The organism is Gordonia sp. SGD-V-85 (assembly GCF_001456905.1).
GTDB classification, from domain to species: Bacteria; Actinomycetota; Actinomycetes; order Mycobacteriales; family Mycobacteriaceae; genus Gordonia; species Gordonia hongkongensis.
In genome coordinates, this window is the sequence record NZ_LNQO01000006.1 from 74431 (window position 1) to 94138 (window position 19708).

At 68.5% G+C, this 19708-nt stretch carries 19 protein-coding genes; 7 read left to right on the forward strand and 12 right to left on the reverse strand.

Annotated elements, in window-relative coordinates:
• The first annotated feature begins 70 nt into the window (after positions 1-70).
• On the forward strand, positions 71-832 hold the full coding sequence (locus tag AS181_RS08815; protein WP_058251219.1) for a lytic transglycosylase domain-containing protein: 762 nt from the start codon (positions 71-73) through the stop codon (positions 830-832).
• 125 nt (positions 833-957) lie between these two features.
• Here AS181_RS08815 and AS181_RS08820 read toward each other — a convergent pair whose 3' ends face one another.
• The 4 genes from AS181_RS08820 to AS181_RS08835 all read right to left on the reverse strand — a co-directional run bounded on the left by AS181_RS08820 (position 958) and on the right by AS181_RS08835 (position 3773).
• The gene (locus tag AS181_RS08820) at positions 958-2250 is read right to left on the reverse strand and encodes a M18 family aminopeptidase (RefSeq protein ID WP_058251410.1); all 1293 of its coding nucleotides are present in this window, start codon (positions 2248-2250) and stop codon (positions 958-960) included.
• 14 nt (positions 2251-2264) lie between these two features.
• Positions 2265-2945: a phosphoribosylformylglycinamidine synthase subunit PurQ gene (gene purQ, locus AS181_RS08825; RefSeq protein ID WP_058251220.1), complete on the reverse strand. Its 681-nt coding sequence runs from the start codon at positions 2943-2945 to the stop codon at positions 2265-2267.
• Positions 2946-2955: 10 nt separating this feature from the next.
• Complete coding sequence (gene purS, locus AS181_RS08830) at positions 2956-3195, reverse strand: phosphoribosylformylglycinamidine synthase subunit PurS (RefSeq protein WP_010844201.1); 240 nt, start codon at positions 3193-3195, stop codon at positions 2956-2958.
• 95 nt (positions 3196-3290) lie between these two features.
• Entirely contained in the window at positions 3291-3773 is a 483-nt protein-coding gene (locus AS181_RS08835) for a glutathione peroxidase (protein ID WP_058251221.1), read from the reverse strand.
• Positions 3774-3899: 126 nt separating this feature from the next.
• Here AS181_RS08835 and AS181_RS08840 point away from each other — a divergent pair, with 126 nt between their 5' ends.
• Both AS181_RS08840 and AS181_RS08845 read left to right on the forward strand, forming a co-directional pair.
• The gene (locus AS181_RS08840; protein ID WP_058251222.1) at positions 3900-4406 is read left to right on the forward strand and encodes a MarR family winged helix-turn-helix transcriptional regulator; all 507 of its coding nucleotides are present in this window, start codon (positions 3900-3902) and stop codon (positions 4404-4406) included.
• 132 nt (positions 4407-4538) lie between these two features.
• Positions 4539-6086: a DHA2 family efflux MFS transporter permease subunit gene (locus AS181_RS08845; protein WP_058251223.1), complete on the forward strand. Its 1548-nt coding sequence runs from the start codon at positions 4539-4541 to the stop codon at positions 6084-6086.
• Positions 6087-6199: 113 nt separating this feature from the next.
• Here AS181_RS08845 and AS181_RS08850 read toward each other — a convergent pair whose 3' ends face one another.
• Together AS181_RS08850 and AS181_RS08855 are read right to left on the reverse strand one after the other, a co-directional pair.
• Complete coding sequence (locus AS181_RS08850; protein WP_058251224.1) at positions 6200-8368, reverse strand: S9 family peptidase; 2169 nt, start codon at positions 8366-8368, stop codon at positions 6200-6202.
• Positions 8368-9264, reverse strand: coding sequence for a phosphoribosylaminoimidazolesuccinocarboxamide synthase (locus AS181_RS08855; protein ID WP_058251225.1), 897 nt, complete (start codon positions 9262-9264; stop codon positions 8368-8370). The genes AS181_RS08850 and AS181_RS08855 overlap by 1 nt, the downstream gene beginning before the upstream one ends.
• An 89-nt stretch (positions 9265-9353) precedes the next feature.
• Between AS181_RS08855 and AS181_RS08860 the strand changes: the two genes are divergently transcribed.
• Complete coding sequence (locus AS181_RS08860) at positions 9354-9641, forward strand: SelT/SelW/SelH family protein (RefSeq protein WP_058251226.1); 288 nt, start codon at positions 9354-9356, stop codon at positions 9639-9641.
• 223 nt (positions 9642-9864) lie between these two features.
• Here the strand turns inward: AS181_RS08860 and purB are convergent, their stop codons facing one another.
• The 3 genes from purB to AS181_RS08875 form a co-directional block, all read right to left on the reverse strand.
• On the reverse strand, positions 9865-11292 hold the full coding sequence (gene purB, locus AS181_RS08865; RefSeq protein ID WP_058251227.1) for an adenylosuccinate lyase: 1428 nt from the start codon (positions 11290-11292) through the stop codon (positions 9865-9867).
• Positions 11293-11355: 63 nt separating this feature from the next.
• Positions 11356-11757, reverse strand: a complete 402-nt coding sequence (locus tag AS181_RS08870; protein ID WP_058251411.1) for a hypothetical protein — start codon at positions 11755-11757, stop codon at positions 11356-11358.
• A 99-nt stretch (positions 11758-11856) separates the two neighbouring features.
• On the reverse strand, positions 11857-12450 hold the full coding sequence (locus tag AS181_RS08875; protein WP_175404307.1) for a TetR/AcrR family transcriptional regulator: 594 nt from the start codon (positions 12448-12450) through the stop codon (positions 11857-11859).
• A 181-nt stretch (positions 12451-12631) separates the two neighbouring features.
• Between AS181_RS08875 and AS181_RS08880 the strand changes: the two genes are divergently transcribed.
• From AS181_RS08880 to AS181_RS08890, 3 genes are all read left to right on the forward strand, one after another.
• Entirely contained in the window at positions 12632-13387 is a 756-nt protein-coding gene (locus AS181_RS08880; RefSeq protein ID WP_058251413.1) for a DUF6882 domain-containing protein, read from the forward strand.
• Between the two features lie 53 nt (positions 13388-13440).
• Positions 13441-13932: a nucleoside deaminase gene (locus AS181_RS08885; protein ID WP_058251228.1), complete on the forward strand. Its 492-nt coding sequence runs from the start codon at positions 13441-13443 to the stop codon at positions 13930-13932.
• Between the two features lie 80 nt (positions 13933-14012).
• Positions 14013-14957 (forward strand): alpha/beta hydrolase, encoded by a 945-nt coding sequence (locus AS181_RS08890; RefSeq protein WP_058251229.1) that lies wholly within the window; start codon positions 14013-14015, stop codon positions 14955-14957.
• Between the two features lie 74 nt (positions 14958-15031).
• Here the strand turns inward: AS181_RS08890 and purD are convergent, their stop codons facing one another.
• Genes purD through AS181_RS08905 form a run of 3 tightly spaced genes read right to left on the reverse strand, consistent with a single transcriptional unit; the run spans position 15032 to position 19686 of the window.
• Positions 15032-16285, reverse strand: coding sequence for a phosphoribosylamine--glycine ligase (gene purD / locus AS181_RS08895; RefSeq protein ID WP_175404300.1), 1254 nt, complete (start codon positions 16283-16285; stop codon positions 15032-15034).
• A 54-nt stretch (positions 16286-16339) separates the two neighbouring features.
• On the reverse strand, positions 16340-18424 hold the full coding sequence (locus AS181_RS08900) for an ArnT family glycosyltransferase (RefSeq protein WP_058251231.1): 2085 nt from the start codon (positions 18422-18424) through the stop codon (positions 16340-16342).
• Positions 18421-19686 (reverse strand): bifunctional glycosyltransferase family 2/GtrA family protein, encoded by a 1266-nt coding sequence (locus tag AS181_RS08905; RefSeq protein ID WP_058251232.1) that lies wholly within the window; start codon positions 19684-19686, stop codon positions 18421-18423. Before AS181_RS08905 ends, AS181_RS08900 begins: the two co-directional genes overlap by 4 nt.
• Positions 19687-19708: the final 22 nt, after the last annotated feature.

Sequence of the window (19708 nt, forward strand, 5' to 3'; positions counted from 1 at the left end):
CGACCGCGTGTACGGTCGGCTCGGTTCCGCAAGCACGAACCACGAGATGTACACGCGAGGTCGATCAGTTTTGGGTAAGCACTCCAAGCCACGGAAGAAGTCACGCACACCGTTGTGGGCCACCGCCCTGCTGCCGGTGGGCGTTCTGGCCGGCGCGGCGACCGCCGGGGCCGAACTCTCCGGCAACACGCTGGCCCCCACGCCGGTGTCCGCGCCGCAGGTGACGTCCGAGACCCCGACCACGCCACCGTCCGTGACGCCGGCTGTGAAGGCCCACCCGCTGGCACCCACTCCGCCGCCGCCGGTTCGGCCGGCGAGCGTGACGACGGGCACGGTCCCGGTGACCAACTACGACGCGTATGAGGCGGCCGCGAAGTCCGTCACGAGCACCCACCCGCGCTGCGGCATCGACTGGAAGGTGATCGCCGGGATCGGCCGGGTCGAGTCCCACCACGCCGATCAGGGCAACGTGAACCCCGACGGCGTCCTGCGCAGCGCGATCTTCGGTCCGCGCCTCGACGGCTCCCTCGCCGGCAACCAGGTCATCGGTGACACCGACGGCGGCGAACTCGACGGCGACCCGGTCTACGACCGCGCGGTCGGCCCGATGCAGTTCCTGCCGTCGACGTGGAAGATGTACGCCGCCGACGGCAACGGTGACGGCAAGTCCGACCCGCAGAACATCTTCGACGCCGCGCTGACCACCGCGAACTACCTGTGCGACGACAACCTCGACCTGCGCGACTCGTCTTCGTTGGTGACCGCCGTCCTGCGGTACAACAACTCGATGGAGTACGTGAACAAGGTCCTCGGTTTCGCCCGCGAATACTGATCCCGCTGCCTCACCAGGACCCTTCGTGACGCGCCCTCCGCAAGCTCCGGGCGCTCCTCAGGGAGTGGTCGTTGGCCTGAGAAAGCGGTGGTCGGCCGCGCCCTCCGCAAGCTCGCGTGTCGTTCCTAGCCCTGCGTCAGAAACGCTTGCAGCGCAGCCGAATACATCGGCACGTCGTCGGCGCCCATGAGCTCACGCGCGGAGTGCATCGCGAGCTGCGGCGCGCCGACGTCGATCGTCGTGAGCCCGGTGCGTGATGCCGTGATCGGCCCGATCGTCGACCCGCACGGCAGATCCGCGCGATGGACATATCGCTGCATGGGGACGCCCGCGGCGTCGCACGCGAGCGCGAAGACGGCCTCTCCCACCGCATCCGACGCATAGCGCAGGTTCTGGTTGACCTTCAGCACCGGTCCGCCGCCGATCGAGATGCGGTGCCCGGGTTCGTGGCGCTCGGGATAGTTCGGGTGGGTCGCGTGCGCCATGTCGCCGGACAGGCAGACGCTCGCGGCCATCGTCTGGAGGAAGTCCGCGCGTGATCCGCCGCGCGCGAGCACGATTCGTTCGCAGATCGACCCCAGGAAGTCCGAGGCGGCCCCACGCTCGGATCCGCTGCCCACTTCCTCGTGGTCGAACAGCACCAACATCTTCGTGTGGTTCGACGACCCGGCGTCGAGCAATGCTCGCAGACCGGCGTAGCAGGTGCCCTGGTTGTCCAATCGCGGTGCGCTGAGCAGGTTTCCGTCGGCTCCGATGATCGCCGACGGCGCGACGTCGTGGGTCATGAGTTCCCAGCCGAGGAGCGCGTCCGGGTCGATGCCCGCGTACTCCGACACCCAGCCGAGGACGTCGGGGACGTCGTCGCCGATTCCCCACACCGCGTTGACATGCCGCTGCGGATCGAGCGACACGCCCTTCCGGTCCTCGGACAGGTGGATGGCGAGTTGGGGTACCCGCACCACCGGTTCGGTCACATGAACCAGCGTGTGCGCCACCGAGTTCCCCGATCGGTACGCGAGGCGGCCGGAGAGGCCGAGATCGCGGTCGAGCCAGGAATTGAGCCAGGCGCCGCCGTAGGGTTCGAGGGCGACCATCGCGACTCCGGCCGACGAGCGGTCGGGATGCTGCTTGAGCCGCAGGTTGGGGCTGTCGGTATGTCCGCCGACGATGCGGAAGGTGCCGGTCTGCCCGGTCTCCCAGGCGATGATCGAGCCGCCACGGATGACGTAGTGCCGCGCCGACGGGGCGTCGAGGCCGGCATCCGCCCACGGCTGATCCTCGAACAGCCTTGTGTACCCGGCACTTTCGAGTTCGCGGGCCACCGTCGCGCAGACGTGGAACGGCGACGGCGAGGCGTCGACGAACTCGCCGAGGCCGCGTGCGGTCGCGCTGGTCGGAATCCTGGCGGACGCACTCATCGACGAACGCGCATTCACGCCGAGGCGAGGACCGAGTCGATCGCCGAGTAGAACAGGCCGAGGCCGTCGTCGCTGGGTCCGGTGAGCGGCTCCGTGGCGTGCTCGGGATGCGGCATCAGGCCGACGATCCGCCCGTTAGGGCTCGAGATACCGGCGATGTCGAGGGACGAACCGTTCGGGTTCCGCTCGGGGAACCGGAACACGACGAGCCCCTCACCCTCCAGCTCCTCGAGCTTGCGCTGCGAGGCCACGTAACGTCCTTCGCCGGACTTGAGCGGGATGAGGATCTCCGCACCCTGCTCGAAGCGGGTCGTCCAGGCCGTGGTGTTCGACTCGACGCGCAGCCACTCGTCGCGACAGATGAAGTGCAGGCCCTCGTTACGGGTCAGGGCACCCGGCAGCAGCCCGGCCTCACAGAGCACCTGGAAACCGTTGCAGATACCCAGGATCGGCATCCCCTTGCCGGCTGCCTCGACGACGGATCCCATCACCGGAGCGAAGCGGGCGATGGCCCCCGCGCGCAGGTAATCGCCGTAGGAGAATCCGCCGGGGACGATGATCGCGTCGACGCCCTTCAGGTCGGCGTCGCCGTGCCACAGCGCGACCGGCTCGGCGCCGGCCAGCCGGACCGCGCGGGCGGCGTCGACGTCGTCGAGGGTGCCGGGGAAGGTGATGACCCCGATGCGTGCTGTCATGTGCTGCTCTCTACTCCGCGACGCGCGAGACGTTGAAGTTCTCGATGACGGTGTTGGTCAGCAACTCCTCGGCGATGCGCTCCAGCGTCGTGTCGTCGACCGTGTCGTCGACCTCGAGCTCGAAGCGCTTGCCCTGACGGACGTCGCCGATCCCACTGAACCCGAGCCGGCCCAGGGCGCCGACGATGGCCTGCCCCTGCGGGTCGAGAATCTCGGCTTTGGGCATCACGTCGACCACCACTCGCGCCATGGACCGCTCCTCAATGTCTGCTGGTCGGTTGTCGCCTGACCGGTGTTCTCCCGATCAGTTCACGCCGGTCAGCTTACCGGGTGCACCAAATCGGCTCAGAGCACGGATTCGATGGCGGCGACGACCGTCGGATCGGTCGGCTCGGTGCGCGGACGGAAGCGGTTGACCACCTCACCGTCGGCGTTGACGAGGAACTTCTCGAAGTTCCACTGGATGTCGCCGGCCTCCCCGTCGGCGTCGGCGTGCCGGGTGAGTTCGGCGTAGAGCGGGTGACGCGCCTCGCCGTTGACGTCGGTCTTCTCCAGCAGCGGGAAGGTCACCCCGTAGGTCGCCGAGCAGAAGGTCGCGATCTCCTCGGCGGTACCCGGCTCCTGCCCCATGAACTGGTTGCAGGGCACTCCGACGACGGTGAGTCCCTTGTCTCCGTACGTCTTGGCGAGTTCCTCCAGGCCGGCATACTGCGGCGTGAGGCCGCACTTGCTGGCGACGTTCACCACGAGCAGCGGTCCGCCGAAGTCCTTCAGCGAGACGTCGGAGCCGTCCAGAGCGGTAACGGGGATGTCCTTGATGTTGGCCATGGCTGCCAGATTAGACGGCGCCCGCGCCGCCTTCGGGAGACCCGGGTCACAGGTGCCGCCACGGTATGCGCAAGGTCACCGTTAATTGCGTTTCGGCAATAGTTGCATTCGGGTTAGCATCTTTCGGTGTCCGGAGAATGCAGGTCGAACAGCGGCGCCGACGAGTCGGTGAACGCTGCGTCGTCGGCGCTCAACGCCTTCCTCGAGCGGCTCATCGATCTGAGCCGGCCCGAGGCGCTGGAGAGTCTGGCGGCAAGCGAGGTCACGTTCTCGCAGCTCCGGATCCTCTCCACGCTTGCATGCCAACCCGGGCCGATGCCGGTCAACGCGATCGCCGATCACGTTCAGCTGTCCCTCGCGGCCGCCGGCCGGACGGTGGACAAGCTGGTGACCGGAGGTCTCGTCGACCGTCGAGAGGACCCGTCCGACCGTCGGGTCAAGCGCATCTCCCTCACCGACGCGGGCCGGCGCTACCTCGAGACCCATCTGGCCGTGAAGCGCGGGACCATCCGACACTTCGTCGCCAACCTGCCCGCAGACATGCGCGACAACCTCTGCGCGGCACTGCGTCCCATCGTCGACGACGGCGTCGACCATTTCTGTCTGCCCACCGACGGACGGCAGGCCTCGTGACTCCCCTCTCCTACCTCGTCGCTCCCTGATCTCTGACCACCGACCCTCACGGGGTCGAACGAGCCCACAGACTTCTCTGCCGCGGACGGCCGCGGCACGCCCATTTCTCGCCCGACCGATAGGAACACGCGAATGACCTCATCCACAGGTGGCCACCTGCACGACGGCCCACCCGACACCAAGCTGGACCGTCACGTCCTGCTGGTCGCCGGCGTGGTCGTGCTCGGCGCGATCATGTCGATCCTCGACGTCACCGTGGTGGCGGTCGCCCAGAACACCTTCCAGCAGGAGTTCGGCACCGACGCCGCGGGCGCCGCCTGGACCGCGACCGGTTACACCCTGGCACTGGCGGCGGTGATCCCGTTGTCGAGTTGGGCGGCATCGCGTTTCGGCACCAAGCGCGTCTACCTCGTCTCGCTGGTCCTGTTCACCGTGGGTTCGGTGTTGTGCGCGCTGGCGCCGAACATCGGCATGCTCGTGGCCTTCCGCGTGATCCAGGGACTCGGCGGCGGCATGCTGATGCCGATCGGCATGATGATGCTGACCAAGGCGGCCGGTCCCGAGCGGGTCGGTTCGGTCATGGCCGTGCTCGGTATCCCGATGCTCCTGGGTCCGATCTCGGGCCCGATCCTCGGCGGCGTCCTCATCGAGCAGCTGAGCTGGCACTGGATCTTCCTGATCAACGTCCCGATCGGCATCATCGCGCTGGTCTACTCGTGGATCGTCCTGCGCGATGACGCGGAGACCAGCCGCCCCTCGATCGACGTCGTCGGTCTGTTGCTCCTGTCGCCGGGGCTCGCGTTGTTCCTGTTCGGTATCTCCTCGAGCGCCGAGCACCGCACGTTCGTCACGGCATCGGTTCTGGTGCCGACCATCATCGGTGCACTGCTGATCGTGGCCTTCATCGTGCACGCCCTGCGCAAGAAGAACCCGCTGCTCGACCTGCGGCTCTTCGCGAACCGCACACTGAGCATCTCCGTCATCACGATGGTGCTGTTCATGGTCGCGTTCTTCGGTGCGGCGCTGCTGTTCCCGCAGTACTTCATCGGCGTGCGCGGCGAGTCCACGTTGACCGCCGGTCTGCTGCTGGCCCCGCAGGGCATCGGCGCCATGCTCACCATGCCGATCGCCGGCCGTCTCACCGACAAGATGGGTCCGGGCAAGTTCGTGCTCGCCGGCATCGTCCTGATCGTGCTGGGTCTGAGTACGTTCATGTTCCTCGGCGCCGAGACCTCGTACTGGCTGATCTGCGGTTCGCTGTTCGTGCAGGGTCTCGGCATGGGCATGACGATGATGCCGATCATGTCCGCGGCTCTCGCGACACTCAGCAACCCGCAGGTCCCGGACGGTTCGACGCTGCTGAACGTCATCCAGCAGTCGGCCACGTCGATCGGTACGGCCGTCATCTCGGTGATCCTGGCCAGCAGTCTGGCGAGCCGACCCGAGGCGGGACTGGCGATCATGGCGAACACCTCCGACGATCCGCTGCCGCCGGGCGTGCCGAACCCGTTGCCGGAGTCGTTCTTCGAGACGGCCGCGGACGTGTTCTCGAGTACGTTCACCATCTCGGTGGTCCTGATCGTCCTCACCCTGATCCCCGCGTTCTTCCTGCCCCGCAAAAAGATCGCGTCGCCTCTCACCGAAGAGGACATGGACCGCGGTCCGATCATGATGCACTGATCATCTCTTGCTGATCGCAAACCAAAGCCCCACCGACTCCCGGGTCGGTGGGGCTTTGTGGTTTCGACAAGCTCAACCAGCGGAAGGTGAGCTCAACCAGCGGAAGGGTGAGCTCAACCAGCGGGAGTATCGAGCGCGCCCGACTGCTGCAGGATCCACGCGATCTCGAACGCGACCTCTTCCCACTGCTTGTAGCGTCCGCTGACGCCGCCGTGGCCGGCGGACATCTCGGTCTTGAGCAGTACCGGGTTGTCCGAGGTGGTCTTCTCCTGCAGTCGCGCAACCCATTTGGCCGCCTCGGTGAACAGCACCCGGGTGTCGTTGAGCGAGGTCAAGGCGAGGATCGGCGGATACGGCTTCGCGTCGACGTTCTCGTACGGCGTGTAGGTCTTCATGTACTCGTAGACCTTCGGGTCGTGCAGCGGGTCACCCCACTCGTCCCACTCGATCACCGTGAGGGGCAACGACGGATCGAGGATCGAGTTCAGCGCGTCGACGAACGGCACCGACGCCAGGATCCCGTTGAACAACTCGGGCGCGAGGTTCGCGACCGCACCCATCAGCAAACCGCCCGCGGACCCGCCCTCCGCGACCATCTGCTGCGGTGTCGTCCACCCGGTGTCGACGAGATGCCGTCCCGCGGCCACGAAGTCGGTGAAGGTGTTCCGCTTGCTGAGTTCCTTGCCGTTCTCGTACCAGTAGCGCCCCATCTCCCCGCCACCGCGGATGTGCGCCAGGACGAAGACCATGCCGCGATCGAGCATCGACAGTCGCGCCACCGAGAAGTACGGGTCGATACTCGCCTCGTAGGAGCCGTAGCCGTAGAGGAGCAGGGGCGCCGGCTTGGCGGCGTCGGTTTCCTTGCGCCGCACCACCGACAGCGGGATCCGGGTGCCGTCCTCGGCGACGGCCCACTCCCGCGACTGCACGTAGTCGGCCGGGTCGTAACCGCCGAGCACCGGCTGCCGCTTGAGCAGGGTCCGCTCGCCGGAGGCGACGTCGAGCTCGAACAGTTCCGCCGGTTCGATGAAACTGCCATATCCGATGCGGAGCCTCGGGGCACGCCATTCCGGGTTGGCGCCGAGGCCCGCGGAGCCGAGTTCCTGGTCGAAGGTCACCTCGCGGAAATCCGATTCGACCGGGATGCCGTCGATCTGCCGCAGATCGGCGATCGCGAGACGCGGCAACGCATCTCGGCGGTAGGACAGGACCAGGTAGTCGGCGAAGGCGTCGAGGTCCTCGATCCGTCGCTGCGGGTCGTGCGCGATCAGCGGACGACGGTCCGACGGGTCGGCGACCGGCGCGAGGTCGATGGCGAAGTTCTCCGCCTTCTGCCCGTCGCGGACTTCGTTGTGCACGATGACCAGATAGTCCTCGCCGCCGATGACGGCGTGCTCGACGCTGTACTCGACCCCGTCGACCCGCGGTGTGACGCTGCGGAATTCACCCGTCGGATCGTCGGCGGCGAGCAGGTAGCTCTCCGAGGTGATCTTGGACCCGACGCCGATGACGAGGTACTTGTCGCTCCGGGTGGTGCCCATCCCGACCCAGAACCGCTCGTCGGGCTCGTGAAAGACCTTGACGTCGGCCGTCCCGGCACCGATGTCGTGACGCCACACCGTGTCCGGGCGCCAGGCGGCGTCGACCGTCGAGTAGAACACGTGCCGGGCGTCCGCCGACCACACCGCACCCCCCGAGGTGTCGCGAACCTCGTCGGGGAGGAGCTCCCCGGTGCGAAGGTCCTTGACGCGCAGGGTGTATCGCTCGTCCCCGACGATGTCGATGCTGTAGGCGAGCCAGTTGCCGTCGTCGCTGACGGTCAGCGCCCCGAGACTGAAGAAATCGTGACCCTCCGCCTCGACGTTGGCGTCGAGCAGGATCTCCTCGCCGGGCAGCGGGTCGTCGCCCACCTCTGGCGGGGTCCAGTCGTCCTCGGACCGGATCGGGCACCGGCACGACGTCGAGTACTGCTTGCCCTCATGGGTTCGCCCGTAGTACCAATGCCGCCCGCGCCGGTTGGGCACCGACATGTCGGTTTCCTTGGTGCGGCTCTTGATCTCACCGAAGATCTGCGTGCGCAGGTCCGCCAGCTGCGCGGTGTGTGATTCGGTGAAGGCGTTCTGCGCCTCCAGGTAGGCGATGACCTCCGGATCGTCCTTGTCGCGCAACCATTCGTAGTCGTCGACGAAGGTGTCGCCGTGGTGGGTGCGTTCGGTGGGCACCTTCTTGGCCACCGGCGCGGTGACCGGCGCTGCGTTCATGATGGTCTTCTCGTCGGTCATCAGATCACCTCTGCGTCGGGCCAGTCCGCGAAGGACTTTCGCGAGATCCATTCGTAGGCATCGATATAGCGCTGCCGCGTGCGGTCGACGACGTCGTCGGGCAACGGCGGCGGCGCGACATCGGAGGCCCGGTCCCACCCGGATTCGGCACCGGTGAGCCAGTTTCGCACGATCTGCTTGTCGAAGCTGGGCTGCACCTTGCCGGCCTCGTAGGTGGCGGCCTCCCAGTACCGCGACGAGTCGGGGGTGAGCACCTCATCGGCCAGGACGAGTTCAACGTCGGCCCCGCGGCCGAACTCGAATTTGGTGTCGGCCAGGATGATTCCGCGCTCGGCGGCGACGGCGGCGCCGCGGGCGTAGATGTCGAGGGTGGCCGATCGTAGCGCCTGCGCCAACTCCTCCCCCTCCTGCTCGACGACCCGCTCGAAACTGATGTTCTCGTCGTGCTCACCCTGCTCGGCCTTGGTGGCCGGCGTGAAGATCGGTTCGGGGAGCTTGCTCGCCTCCGCCAGTCCCGCCGGCAGTTCGACGCCGCACACCGACCCGGTCGCCTGGTAGTCGAGCAGGCCCGAGCCGGTCAGGTAGCCGCGGGCAACGCATTCGACCTGCACCATCGGCAGTCGACGGACCACCATCGACCGGCCCACGACCGACGCCGGGATCCGTTCGTCGGTGGGGCCGCCGGCCAGGTGGTTGGGCACCCCGAGTTCGTCGAACCAGTAGAAGCTCATCGCCGTCAGGATGCGCCCCTTGTCGGGGATCGCGGGACTGAGGATGTGGTCGTAGGCCGAGATCCGGTCGGACGCCACCAGCAACAGGGTGTCGGCGTCGATCTCGTAGATCTCGCGGACCTTCCCCGACGCCAGATGACGGTAGGACTGCAGTTCAGGACGCATGGACTCGACCCTAGAGGGTGAGGTGACCCCGCGGGGCGGCAGGGACCACCCGTCCGGCCGTGGGCCCCGGGGTCTGCGATCCTGGACCGATGAGCGAGCCGCACATCACCATCACCTACTGCACGCAGTGCAACTGGCTGCTGCGGGCGTCGTGGATGGCCTCGGAACTGCTGAACACCTTCGGCACCGAGATCGGCTCGGTGACCCTCGTCCCCGGCACCGGCGGGGTGTTCGTCATCGACGTCGACGGCACCCAGATCTGGGAACGCAAGCGCGACGGCGGCTTCCCCGGTGCTCCCGAACTCAAGCGTCGCGTGCGCGACACCGCGCTCCCGGACTGGAACCTCGGCCACTCCGACGTCTCGACCCCCGAGTGACAGAGCCGACCTTCTGCTCCCTGATCCGAAAGAACGACCCCATTGCTCCCTGAGGTGTGAGGAGCGATAGCGACGAGCCACGAAGGGCCTGGTGAGACACGTTGCGGAGCCCTTCGTGGCTCGCTTCGCTCGCACCTCAGGGAGCAGACGGGGTCGCGCTCCTCAGGGAGCAGGGGGTAGCAGGCACTCCGACGTCAGCGCGCCGGAGTGAGATGGCGGAGAGCTACAGGATCGGCGCCGGCGAGTAGCCCGCGGCGTCGGGGTACTGCCCGATGATCTTCTCCGCGGCCGCGATGACGTCGGCGACCTGCTGTTCGGCGGCACCGACGAAGGCCGTCTTGTCGGCCAGCAACGCGTCGAGCTGCGCGCGGTCGAGCGGGATGCGGTCGTCGGCGGCGAGCCGGTCGAGGAGGTCGGGTTCGCGTCCCTCCTCCCGCATGGCGAGCGCGACCGCGACCGCGTTCTCCTTGATCGCCTCGTGCGCGGTCTCCCGCCCGACGCCGGCGCGCACCGCGGCCATCAGGACCTTGGTGGTCGCGAGGAACGGCAGATAACGGTCGAGTTCGTTGGCGATCACGGCCGGGTAGGCGCCGAACTCGTCGAGCACCGTCAGGAAGGTCTCCATCAGTCCGTCGATCGCGAAGAACGCGTCGGGCAGGGCCACGCGACGGACGACCGAGCAGAAGACGTCGCCCTCGTTCCACTGCGCGCCCGCCAGTTCGGCGGCCATCGAGCCGTATCCGCGGAGTACGACCGCGAGCCCGTTGACGCGTTCGCAGCTGCGGGTGTTCATCTTGTGCGGCATCGCCGAGCTGCCGACCTGACCGGGCTGGAAGCCCTCGGTGACCAGCTCGTGGCCCGCCATCAGCCGGATGGTGTGGGCCAGCGACGACGGCGCGGCCGCCAGCTGCACGAGTGCCGACACCACATCGTGGTCGAGCGACCGCGGATAGATCTGGCCGACCGAGGTGAACGAGCGGGCGAACCCGAGGTGATCGGCGACCCGGCCCTCGAGGTCGGCGAGCTTCACCGCGTCGCCGCCGAGCAGGTCGAGCATGTCCTGCGAGGTGCCCATCGGCCCCTTGATCCCGCGCAGCGGGTAGCGGTCGATGAGTTCGCGCAACCGGGTGAGCGCGATCATCAGCTCGTCGGCGGCCGAGGCGAACCGCTTGCCGAGCGTGGTGGCCTGGGCGGCGACGTTGTGACTGCGTCCGGCCATCACCGTCGACGAGTAGTCGGCGGCGCGTGCGACGATGCGCGCGAGCACTGCCACGCCGTGGGCGTGGACGTGTTCGAGCGAACGCAGGATCTGCAGCTGCTCGACGTTCTCGGTGAGGTCGCGGCTGGTCATGCCCTTGTGGATCTGCTCGTGGCCGGCCAGGGCGTTGAACTCCTCGATCCGGGCCTTCACATCGTGGCGGGTGACCCGTTCACGTTCGGCGATGGATGCGAGATCGACCTGGTCGACGACGCGCTCGTAGTCGGCGATGGCGTCGGCCGGTACGTCGATGCCGAGGTCGCGCTGCGCCTTGAGGACCGCGATCCACAGTCGCCGTTCGAGCTCGATCTTGGTGCTCGCCGACCACAGTTCGGCGAGATCGGCGGAGGCATAGCGGCTGGCCAGGACGTTGGCGATGACGGGCTTCGACACCCGGTCAGTGTAGGTCGCGGCCGTCGCGATCCTCAAAACCCGGAGAGGGCCGCGCACACGCGGTCAGAACGCGATGCACGCCCCGTTGGACCCGTAACCCTGTCGCACGCGGACGAACGTCGGCGCCGACACCTTCCCGTTCTGCACGGCATACAGATACTTGTCACCGGTCCGGTGCGGCACCCAGGTGGTCGAGGCGAGCGCACCCTGCGGCAGGTCGCGTCCGACGAAGCGCGGCGGCAGACCCGCCTTGACCTCGAAGAACTCGACCCAGCCGGACGAGTTGACCGCCACGGTCAGCGGATAGGTGCAGCCGGTGCCGTAGACCGCCGAGGAGAACGGGACCGACGCATCGACCCGCCCGGCCGGCGCGGCCTGCGCTGTCGGGGCGACGAACGCCGTCGCTGCCATGACGGCCGCGCCGAGCGCGGCCCCGACTCCCACCATCCATCGTCTCGCTGACACGCGATCCCCTTCCCCGTCGGTGACCTGACGCCCCATCGTGTCATCGCCGCGTCCACCGCGCGGTGAGTTCGCGAGGTTCGGCCCGGACACTCCGTCCGGTCACTCCCGTGGGGCGAGGACGTCGACGACGTCGAGCAGGGCGTCGCGCACCGCGTCGACCGGTCGTACGGCCGTCTGGGACAACGCTCCCACGATCGCTCCGTCCTCGATGCCGATCAGTTGCGCGATGTGCGCCGGATCGGCGACCCGGTGCGACTTCACCAAGACCTCGCAGTGGTGGAACGCCAGCGATTGCCCCCGGCTCGCGACGACCTCGCGCAGAAGCGGATACCGGGCCGCGAGCGCGATCATCTCGTACCGCGCGGACAGTTGCTGGAGGGTGGTGTCGGAACCGACGAAGACGTCGGCGAGGGCACCCGCCGTCGCCGTGCTGCCCCGGTGCCGGCGCGGAAGAGCGTTGCAGCGGGCGGCGACTGCGGTCTCGTCGTGCGCGCACAGATAGGCGGCGGCCTCGGCCATCAGGTCGTCGAGGGAACCGAAGTAATAGGTGGTCGACGCCAGCGGTAGTTGCGCGCGCTCGGCCACCGCGCGATGACGCACCGCATCGAAGCCTCCTTCGAGCAGCAACTCGCCGGCAGCCTCGATCAGTCGAGACCGCCGCCGCGCACCCTTCGGTGTCGCCGCCGAGGTCATCATGGGAGTCAATGCTGCCAAAGGGCCGGTACCGTCGTATCGCTTTCACCAAAGCGATACACGCCCAGGCGGATTCCCGTATAAGCCCGCTGACCTCGGCGGAATGCCCGACGGCGGTCGGCCGTCAGTCGGACGTCGGACAGAGGGGTACGACGACCACACCCGCGGTTACCGTGACCTCATGCAGTTCGACGGCCTCCATGCTGTCGCCGATTACGCGGCGCTCTACACCTGTCTGCGGCAGGTCGCGTTCGCCGACTTCCTGCGCGAACGGCTCGGTAGCTTCGAGTCGCGCTGCGACCCGGCGGAGCGGTCCGTCGTCTTCACCTCGACGGCCTCGTCCGACCCGGACGGGCACCGCGACTGTGTCCGTTCACGTGCCACCCTGATCGCGGTCATCGAATCGGACGCGATCGTGTGGGGGTGGGCCCATCCTCGCGGCGAACCGGCGGGTCCAGCCGCCGCGCTGCGCGACGTCGGCGCCCGATTCGGCGTCGATGATTTCGCCGTTCCCCGGGTGTCGTTGCCGCCCAGCCTCTCTCGCGACCAGATCGCCGACTACCGGACGCAGGCGATCGACATCGTGGCCGCGGCCGCGGTCGAGAGCACCGGGATCAGTCCGTACTGGACGGCACAGCACGACGACGGGGATCTCGCGGTGTACCTCCTCGACGACGTCGCGCTGCCCGAACCGACCTTCGCCGACTTCGCCACCACGATGCCGACGGTGATGAGATCACTTGCGGTCAACGATCATCGGGTCGCGATCCACGGGATGGCCGCGCGACGCGGCTGGCACATCAGCTGGCGCACCGGCTCCGACGGCGGCCGGTCGCCGATCTGCGACGTCACCGACGGCGAGTCGGTGGCGCACGTCGAGTTCGACCGGCGCGCGCGGCCCGTCGACTTCAGCTGTGAACTCGTCGGGCAGGCCTGAGACACTCGCCGTTCGCCCCACGCCGGCGTGCGGAACCGTGCGACGATCGGGACATGTCCCCCGACAGTCACGAGGACCCCGACATCACCCATCTCCGGCAGGCGATCGACCTCGCCGCCCGGGCCCGGACGCGCGGCGACCACCCGTTCGGCTCACTGCTTGTGGCGCCGGACGGCAGCGTGGTCGCCGAAGCGATGAATTCCGTGGACACCTCGGGTGACCCGACCGGGCATGCCGAGACGAACGTCGTCCGCGCGGTCGGGCACCTCGATCTCGACACGCGCGCCGAGCTGACGCTGTACACCAGCACCGAGCCGTGCGCCATGTGCGCCGGCGCGATCTACTGGGCCGGGGTCGGGACGGTCGTCTACGCGCTCGGCGAGGACGACCTGCGGGAGATGACCGGCGACGATCCCGCCAATCCCACGCTGGCGATGCCGTGCCGACGGGTCTTCGAGGCGGGCAGTCGGCCGATCGTGGTACGCGGTCCGTTCGCGATCGACGCCGCACACGAGGTCCACGACGGTTTCTGGCAGCACAGCTGAGAGGAATTCCTCACAACGGTGCGCGTCGGGAGCCATTCCGTTGCGGCGGGACGGGGGTCGGCCATTACCCTGTTGACTCGATGACCCGAGTGCCACCCCTCCCCAGCAATCCCGACGAACACGCCCGTGCGTTCGTCGGGCGTCGTGCTGTCCTGGCCGCCGGCCTCGGCGCCGCCGCCCTGGGGGTCGCCGCGTGCTCGGGGTCGACCCCGCCGACGTCGGTGGAGCCCCGCAAGCTCGAGGGTCGGGCCGACGATGAACTACCGGTCGAGGCGTCGCCGCCACCGGTCACCGGCGGCCCACCGCTGATCACCGGCAGCTTCCGCTCGGCGCGCATGGCCGGGCGTGACACGCGCTGGGCCGTCGCCCGGCCCAACGGGGTGACGGGCACCCTGCCCGTCGTCGTCGTGCTGCACGCGCTCAACACCAACGAGAAGTCGATCTTCGGGCCGAAGCTCGAGATGCAGTCGGTGATGCAGCAGTACGTCGACGCCGGGAACGCGCCGTTCGCGCTGGCCGCCGCCGACATCGGGCGCAACTACTACCACCGACGCACCGACGGCGCCGACGGGGGCGCGATGATCCTCGACGAGTTCCTGCCGATGCTCGCGAGCAACCCCGACCTGGACCTGTCCACCGAACGCATCGGCCTGTTCGGATGGTCGATGGGCGGGTACGGCGCGTTGCGCCTGGCGGCCATGCTGGGTTCGCCGCGTGTCGCCGCGGTCGCGGTCAGCTCCCCCGCGATGTGGGCCGACCCGCGCAACTTCCCGCCGCGCGCCTTCGACGGCCTCGCCGACTACCAGGCGAACTCGCTGTTCGGGGCCCAGCCGAAGTTCGCGAAGATCCCGCTGCTGATCAACATCGGCTCGAGCGACCAGTTCTACACCTACACACGGCAGTGGGCCGCCGGACTCCGGCCACCGGCGGCGTTCGGGACCGCGGCGGGTGGTCACACCAATCGCTACTGGCGCAGCGTCCTGCCCGAGCAGGTCGAGTTCCTCGGGCGGAACCTGGCGGTCTGAGTCGACCGTCGTTCCCTATTTCGTTCTCGCTCAACCGATTTCGGTGAGCGGGAACGGGGACGAGTGAGCGAGGCTCAGATGCTGATCCGGCCCTCGAGGGCGTTGCGGCCGATGTCGCGGCGGAAGTGCGAACCGGGAAGCTTGATGTTGGCGATCCGCGCGTAGGCCTGCTCGCGAGCTTCGGCGAGATCGGCGCCGGTACCCACCACCGCGAGCACCCGCCCACCCGAGGAGACGACGGCGCCGTCGGCGTTGCGCGCGGTGCCGGCGTGCAGCACCCCGTCGGTGTCGGCACCGGTGATGAGGTCGCCGGTGCGCGGCTTGCCGGGGTAGTTCTCCGCGGCGACCACGACGGTGACCGCGGCCCCGTCGCGCCACTGCAGCGGCGGGAGGTCGGCGAGGGTGCCGGTGGCGGTCGCGTGCAGTGCCTGCCCGAGCGGCGATTCGAGCAGGGCCAGCACCGCCTGGGTCTCGGGATCGCCGAAGCGACAGTTGAATTCGACGACGGCGGGCCCGTCCGACCCGATCGCCAGGCCGGCGTACAGCAGGCCGGAGAACGGGATGCCGCGTCGAGCCATCTCGGCGGCAACGGGTTTGACGACCTCGTCGACGATGCGCGTGGTCATCTCGGCGGGCAGCCAGGGCAACGGCGTGTAGGCACCCATCCCGCCGGTGTTCGGTCCGGCGTCGTCGTCGCCGACGCGCTTGTGGTCCTGCGCGGGCAGCAGGGGCACCACGGTCTCACCGTCGACGAGGCAGAACAGCGACACCTCCGGCCCGTCGAGGAAGCTCTCCAGCAGGACGGGGTGGCCGCTCTCGAGGCACTCGGCGGCGTGGTCGCGGGCGACGTCGCGGTCCGCGGTCACGACGACGCCCTTGCCGGCGGCGAGTCCGTCGTCCTTGACCACCCAGGTCGGGCCGAAGCGGTCGAGCGCGGCGTCGAGCCGGGCGGGGTTGTCGACGATCTCGGCATGGGCGGTCGTGACCCCCGCGGCCTTCATGACGTCCTTCGCGAACGCCTTCGACCCCTCGATCTGCGCGGCCTCGGCACTCGGACCGAAGGTCGCGATGCCGGCCGCGCGCAGGGCGTCGGCGACCCCGAGGACCAGGGGCACCTCGGGACCGATGACCACGAGGTCGGCGCCGATCTCGCGTGCCAGCGCGACGACCGCGTCGCCGGAGACGGCGTCGACGGGATGGTTCGTGGCGATCGACGAGGTGCCGGCGTTGCCCGGGGCGACGTGCAGGTCGGTGACCGCCGGATCGTTCGCCAGACCGATGAGGAGGGCATGTTCGCGGCCGCCCGAGCCGATCACGAGTACGCGCACGTCCATGACTCTAAACGCCGGTACCCGTGACCGCCCAAACGGTGTCGGCGCCGGTCAGCTCGTGGGCTGGGTGAGGTCGTACAGGGTCACGCCGTCGACGGTGACGGCGGTGAAGTTCGCCTGCACCCAGGTGCTGATCTGCGACGACGGTTGCGACGAGTTGCCGCCCATGCCGCCACCCATACCGGGACCGGAACCGCCACCGATGAAGTAGTGGATCTTCTTCGCGGCCACAAGCTGCTGGAATTCGACCAGGGTCGGTGACGGATCGCTGCCGTTGAATCCGCCGATCGGCATGACCGAGTGCCCGGTCTCGAGCTGGTAGCCGGACGCCGACATCGAGCCCACCGCAGCTGCGACCCAGGTGTAGTCATCGGCGTCGGCGGTGAGCCTGTCCACGAGCGCCGCCGACGGCGTCGAACCACGGAGCAGTCCTCCGGCGGCTCCGTCGCCACCCCGACCGCCCCCATCCTGTTGACCCATACCGGGCATCCCCTGCCCGGGTGCTCCCAATCCCTGCGGTGGCATGCCGGGCATGCCCCGTCCGCCGGGACCACCCGGGCCACCTCGTCCACCCGGCCCACCGCCACCGGGACCGAATTCGCCCTCGACGCGCGGTCCGGCGGTGATGATGGATCCGCTCTTCTCGGTCGCGATCGTGTCGACGGTGTAGGCGGCCGGCCCGGCCAGGCCGGCCATGATGGCCCCGATGAGCGCTGCGGTCGCCAAGATCCGACGCTGGGCGAAGACCATGGCCACCGCGGCGAGCAGCCCCACGACGAGGACCGCGTATCGCAGCCACGGCACGAAGTCGGGTGTGCGATCGAGCAGGACATAGCCCCAGACCGCGGCGGCCGCGACGGAGATCCCGAGCGCGATCCGCACCCACAGCCGGTCCCGGTGCGACCAGCACACCGCCGCGCCGCCGGCGACGACCGCGGCGACCGCGGGAGCCAGTGCCGCCGTGTAGTACTGATGGAAGATCCCGGCCATGAAGCTGAAGACACCCATCGTGACCAGCAGCCACAGCGCCCAGACGACCAGATACGCACGGCGCGGGTCGGTTCGTCGGGCCCTGCCGATCAGTACGAGTGCCACGGCGGCGAGGATCAGGCCGGTCGGGATGAGCCAGGCGATCTGACCGCCCTGCGCGGGTTCGAACATCCGCAGCCAGCCGGTCTCGCCCCACGCGCCGCCCCCGCCTCCGGGGCCACCCGGTCCACCGCCCATGCCCTCCATCGCGTTTCCCCCACCACCGGGGACGACGGCGCCGGTCTCGTTGCCGTTGAGCCGGCCCAGGCCGTTGTAGCCGAGGGTCAACTCGAGGATCGAGTTGTTCTGCGAGCCACCGATGTACGGACGCGACGACGCGGGCCACAGCTCGACGGCGAGAATCCACCAGCCGGCGCTGACGATCATCGCGCCGAGCGCGGCGAACAGTTGTCCGATCCGGCGCAACCAACCACGCGGCCCGAAGGCGAGGTAGGTGACCGCCAGCGGCGGCACGATCAGCATGACCTGGAGTTGCTTGGTGAGGAATCCGAAGCCGACGAACACGCCGGTCAGAACCAGCCATCGCCACCGTCCGTCCTCGAGTCCCTTCATCATCGACCAGACCGCGGCGATCATCAGCAGGATGAGCAGCGCCTCGGGGTTGTCGAAGCGGAACATCATGGCCGCGACCGGTGTCACCGCGAGGATCACCCCGGCGAGGATGCCGGCCCAGTGGCCCAGGTACTTCCGGGTGATGAGGTAGAGCAATGCCACCGAGGCGACGCCCATCAGCACCTCGGGCACCAGGATCGACCACGAGTTGACCCCGAAGATGCGTGCACTGAGTCCCGGAATCCACAGCGAGGCAGGCGGTTTGTCGACGGTGATGGAGTTGGCCATGTCCGACGACCCGAAGAACCAGGCTTTCCACGACTGGGACCCGGCCTGGATGGCAGCCGAGTAGAAGGAGTTGGCCCATCCGTTGATCGACAGGTTCCACAGGTATGCGACCGTGGTGCCGACCAGCAGCAATGCGAGTGAGACCCGTTCCCAGACAGTATTTCTCGATGTCGGGTGACTGCTCTCCGAACGAGATTCGGGCGCGGTCGTGTTCGCCGGCGGATTCAGACTGACCGTCGCGCTCATGCGGTTACCTCCGTGGTGGGAGCGGGCGTCTTGCGGAACACCCAGCGAAGACCGACGAACCGGGTGAGGGTGGCCACCAGGTTGGCGGTCACCAGGATCATCAGTTCGATGTGTTTGGTCGCGTCGGGAGCGGCGGTGTGGAGCACCAGCAGCGCGCCCGAGGTCACCAGCCAGCCGAACAGGAACACGCCCAGGCCGAACAGCTGGTGGCGCAACGCGTTGTCGCGGCCGCGGATACCGAAGCTGAAGCGCCGGTTGGCGGCGGTGTTGAGGACGGCGGTGACCGCGAGCGCGACCACGTTCGAGATCTGGGCGCCGAGGAACGAGTGGAGCGCCAGGAACAACACCGCGTAGGCCAGCGTCGAGGCGACGCCCACCACGCAGAAGCGGGCGAGCTGCCCGACCATGCCCGTCGGCACCCCGTCGAGCTGTGGTCCCGCGGCCCGGTCGCGGCCGATGGAGGCGCGCAGCTGGGCGATCGGCAACCGGCCCATGGCGAGTGCGAGCCCCACGCGCGCACAGCCTTTCAGATCCGCGATCGCGGTCGGCACGATGTCGACGGTGCTGTCGGGGTCGTCGACCCAGTCCACCGGCACCTCGGCGATGCGCAGACCGATCTGCTCGGCGAGCACGAGCAGTTCGGTGTCGAAGAACCAGCCGGTGTCGGCGACGAACGGCAGCAGTTCGCGGGCGATGTCGGTGCGCATGGCCTTGAATCCGCACTGCGCATCGGAGAACCGGGCGCCCATCGCAGTGCGCAGCATCAGGTTGTACGAGCGGGAGATGAACTCGCGCTTGGGTCCCCGGACGACGCGTGCGGACCGGCTGAGACGAGTACCGATCGCGATGTCGGAGTGCCGCGAGACGAGCGGTGCGATGAGTGGCATGAGTGCGTTGAGATCGGTCGACAGGTCGACGTCGCAGTAGGCGACGATCTCGGCGTCACTGTGCTGCCACACCGCGCTCAGCGCGCGGCCGCGTCCCTTCTGCTCCAGATGGACGACGCGCACGCCGTCGATTTCGTCCGCGAGTGCGGCGGCGATCGCGAGGGTGTCGTCGGTGCTGGCGTTGTCGGCGACGGTGATGCGCGAGGCGTACGGCACGTGGAGACGCAGGTGGTCGGCGAGGCGACGCACGGACGACGCGATGTCGGCCTGTTCGTTGTAGACGGGGACCACGATGTCGAGTATCGGGTTCGGCGTGGAACTGTCGATGAGTGTGTACATCTGCGCCGTCCGGGCCGGCGGTGCTTCTGGGATCATGCGTACAACCTTCGGTTCCCAG

Excerpts from the sequence above, each read along its gene's own strand:
- AS181_RS08820 (WP_058251410.1), bottom strand. The coding sequence starts at position 2,250 with ATGAGTGCGTCCGCCAGGATTCCGACCAGCGCGACCGCACGCGGCCTC.
- purQ (WP_058251220.1), bottom strand. The coding sequence starts at position 2,945 with ATGACAGCACGCATCGGGGTCATCACCTTCCCCGGCACCCTCGACGAC.
- purS (WP_010844201.1), bottom strand. The coding sequence starts at position 3,195 with ATGGCGCGAGTGGTGGTCGACGTGATGCCCAAAGCCGAGATTCTCGAC.
- AS181_RS08835 (WP_058251221.1), bottom strand. The coding sequence starts at position 3,773 with ATGGCCAACATCAAGGACATCCCCGTTACCGCTCTGGACGGCTCCGAC.
- AS181_RS08845 (WP_058251223.1), top strand. The coding sequence starts at position 4,539 with ATGACCTCATCCACAGGTGGCCACCTGCACGACGGCCCACCCGACACC.
- AS181_RS08850 (WP_058251224.1), bottom strand. The coding sequence starts at position 8,368 with ATGACCGACGAGAAGACCATCATGAACGCAGCGCCGGTCACCGCGCCG.
- AS181_RS08855 (WP_058251225.1), bottom strand. The coding sequence starts at position 9,264 with ATGCGTCCTGAACTGCAGTCCTACCGTCATCTGGCGTCGGGGAAGGTC.
- AS181_RS08860 (WP_058251226.1), top strand. The coding sequence starts at position 9,354 with ATGAGCGAGCCGCACATCACCATCACCTACTGCACGCAGTGCAACTGG.
- AS181_RS08875 (WP_175404307.1), bottom strand. The coding sequence starts at position 12,450 with ATGACCTCGGCGGCGACACCGAAGGGTGCGCGGCGGCGGTCTCGACTG.
- AS181_RS08880 (WP_058251413.1), top strand. The coding sequence starts at position 12,632 with ATGCAGTTCGACGGCCTCCATGCTGTCGCCGATTACGCGGCGCTCTAC.
- AS181_RS08885 (WP_058251228.1), top strand. The coding sequence starts at position 13,441 with ATGTCCCCCGACAGTCACGAGGACCCCGACATCACCCATCTCCGGCAG.
- AS181_RS08890 (WP_058251229.1), top strand. The coding sequence starts at position 14,013 with ATGACCCGAGTGCCACCCCTCCCCAGCAATCCCGACGAACACGCCCGT.
- AS181_RS08900 (WP_058251231.1), bottom strand. The coding sequence starts at position 18,424 with ATGAGCGCGACGGTCAGTCTGAATCCGCCGGCGAACACGACCGCGCCC.
- AS181_RS08905 (WP_058251232.1), bottom strand. The coding sequence starts at position 19,686 with ATGATCCCAGAAGCACCGCCGGCCCGGACGGCGCAGATGTACACACTC.